Annotated in this window: 1 protein-coding gene; it reads right to left on the minus strand. The window is 70.9% G+C overall.

Translation table 11 applies throughout. The features are described 5' to 3' along the window. On the minus strand, positions 1-3,361 hold a 3,361-nt coding region (locus AWZ10_RS53155), incomplete at both ends, for an SDR family NAD(P)-dependent oxidoreductase (protein WP_482258128.1).

A 3,361-nucleotide genomic window follows, 5' to 3' on the forward strand; every position in this document is an offset into this window, starting at 1 on the left:
CGACAACCGCTCCACCAGCAGCACACCCGCACCCTCACCCCACCCCGTCCCGTCCGCCGCGTCCGCGAACGCCTTGCACCGGCCGTCACCCGCCAGACCCCCCTGACGACTGAACTCCACGAAAGCACCCGGGGTCGACATCACCGTCACACCACCGGCCAACGCCAGATCGCACTCCCCGCTGCGCAGCGACTGCACCGCGAGATGCAACGCCACCAGCGACGACGAACACGCGGTGTCGACCGTCACCGCCGGACCCTCCAGCCCCAGAACGTACGACACCCGCCCCGACACCACACTCGCCGCGTTGCCGGTGCCCACGTAACCGCCGAAGTCACCCTCCGACACACTCAACAACGCCGGATAGTCCTGACCGTTCGTCCCCGCGAACACACCCACCCGCGAACCACGCAACGACCGAGGATCGACACCCGCCCGCTCCACGGCCTGCCATGACGCCTCCAACAACAACCGCTGCTGCGGATCCATCGCCAACGCCTCACGCGGAGACACCCCGAAGAACTCCGCGTCAAAACCACCGACACCGGACAGGAAGCCGCCTCGCGCGGTGTGGCTGGCGTAGGGGTTGTCGGGATCCGGGGCGAAGAGGAGGTCGAGGTTCCAGCCACGGTCGGTCGGGAAGTCACCGATGCCGTCCCGGCCGTCCGCCAGCATCGCCCACAGATCCTCGGGCGACTCCACACCACCCGGGAAACGGCACGCCATTCCGACGATCGCCACCGGCTCGTCCGGCACCGCCACGGCCGCCACGGCCGACACCGCCGCAGCGGCACCGTCCGCACCGAACAACTCCCCGTACAAGAACTCCGCCAGCACCCGCGGAGTCGGATGGTCGAAGACCACCGTCGTCGGAAGAGTGACACCCGTGGCAGCCGCCAGGACGTTGCGCAACTCCACCGCGATCAACGAGTCCACACCCAGATCACGGAACGCCCGCTCAGCACCCACCTGCCCGGGACCCGTATGCCCCAGCATCATCGCGGCGAGCTTCTGTACTTCGTCGAGTACGAGGCGTTGCCCGGCCTCGCGCGACAGGCTCGCGGCGCGGGAGCGCAGGTCGTCCCCGGCCGCACCGGTGTGAGCGCTGCCACCGGGTGCGGGGCCGGCGGCAGGAGGCGGGGTCATGGGGGTGAGGAGGGCGCTGGGGCGAGTCGTGGTGAACGCCGGGATGAAACGGTTCCAGTCGGCGTCCACGACCAGTTGGGTGGTGATGTCGCCGTCGAGAGCCGCGCCCAGCGCGGACAGGGCGAACCCCGGGGCGAGCGCGGTCACGGCGCCCTGGCCACGACGTCGGCCCCCGGAATCGGAGGCCATTCCGTCGCCCGCCCACGGGCCCCACGCGATCGACGTGGCCGGCAGACCCTCACCCCGGCGCCGCTCGGCGAGGGCGTCGAGGACGGCGTTGGCGGCGGCGTAGGCGCCCTGTCCCGGGCTGCCCAGCGTTCCGGCCAGGGAGGAGAAGAGGACGAACGCCGAGAGGTCGCGGTCCCGGGTCAGCTCGTCCAGCAGAAGGGCCGCCGTGGCCTTGGGGCCCATGACCCGCTCGACACGACCGGCATCCGTCGTGAGCAGCGTGCCGTCGTCCAGAACGCCGGCCGTATGGAACACCGCGTTGACAGGATGCTCGGCCAGGAGCGCGGCGAGGTCGTCGCGTTCGGAGACGTCCAGGGCTGCCAGCGTGACCTGGGCCCCCGCCTCCTGCAGTTCCGCGCGCAGTTCGGCGACGCCGGGGGCCGCTTCGCCGCTGCGGCTCACCAGGAGCAGGTCACGGGCGCCGCGCGTCACCGCCCAGCGGGCCACGTGTGCGCCAAGGGCGCCTGTTCCGCCGGTGATCAGCACCGTACCGCGCGGCTCCCAGCCGTCGGCCGTGAGCTGCGGCAGTGGCGCGGCCTGGGACAGTCGGCGGCCGAAGATGCCGTGAGTCCGGATGGCGAGTTGATCCTCATCCGGCCCGAGGCGGGTGAGTGCGACGGCGAGACGTGCGCTTACGCGGTCGTCCACCTGCGCGGGCAGATCGATCAACCCGCCCCAGATGTCCGGGTGTTCCAGGGCCGCGACGCGGCCCAGTCCCCACACGGCGCTGTGTGAGGTGCGGGTGACACGATCAGGACTTCCGACAGCGACGGCCCCGTGAGTGAGGACCCAGAGTCGTGTACCGAGAGGTTCGGACTCGGCGAGCGCGCGGAGCGCGGCGAGTGTCCCCACGACCGGATCGGCGGACGCGTCGAGGCTCAGCAACGACAGGATCCCGTCCGGCGCCCGCGTGCCGTCCGAGGCGCCGATCTCGCCGAAAGCGAGTCGGAGCGCCTCCGGGTCCGCGAGATCGGTCTCGACGACGTGCGGGGTGAGTCCCTGTTTGCGGAGGCCCGCGACGAGGCTGTTCACCGTGGCGCGCGAGGCGACGTCCAGGTCGGCCGGTACCAGGACGGTCCAGTTCCCGGTGCGGGAGGCACCGGCGGCAGGGGTGATCTCGTCGTCCCTGGTCAGGGGCTTCCAGGACACCTCGTACCGCAGCGCGTCGACCATGGCCTGGTCCTGTCGCTGCCTGTACCACTTCGAGAGGGCCGGAACCACCGGGCCGAGGATGTCCGGTGCGAGGTCGAGATCCGCCGCCAGCGCGGGGAGGTCCTCGCACTCGACAGCGGCCCAGAAGGCGTCGTCGATCACCGCGGAGGCGTGCGCGGGGCCAGCCGGGACACCGGGCGCCGACTGGTTCGGGGCGAGCCAGTAGCGTTGGCGTTGGAACGGGTAGGTGGGCAGGTCCACTGCCGGGGCACCGTCGCCGCTGCCGAGCAGGACACTCCAGTCGACCTCTCCACCGTCGACGTGGAAACGGGCCATCGCCCGCAGCACGGCCATGTGCTCGGAGACATCCTTGCGGAGCAGCGGGACGAAGAGCGCGTCATCGACGTCACCGAGCACGGTTCGCGCGAGGGCGGTGAGGGTGCCGTCGGGGCCGATCTCCAGGAAACGCGTCACACCCTCGGCCGCCAGAGCACTCACACCATCGGCGAACCGCACCGCCTGACGGACATGACGCACCCAGTACTCGGCCGACATCAGGTCACCGTCGGTGGCCAGACGTCCCGTCACGTTCGACACCACGGGAAGGGCAGGGGTTCCGTAGGTGATCCGCTCCGCCACCTCACGGAACGCGTCGAGCATCGGCTCCATCAACGGGGAATGGAACGCGTGCGAGACCCGCAGACGGGACGTCCGCCGACCCCGCACCTTCAGCTTCTCGGCGACCTCCGTAACAGCCGCCTCGACACCGGCGATCACCACCGACCGCGGCCCGTTCACCGCCGCGACCGACACCAACGACACGTCCAGCAACGGG

The organism is Streptomyces europaeiscabiei (assembly GCF_001550375.1).
GTDB classification, from domain to species: Bacteria; Actinomycetota; Actinomycetes; order Streptomycetales; family Streptomycetaceae; genus Streptomyces; species Streptomyces europaeiscabiei.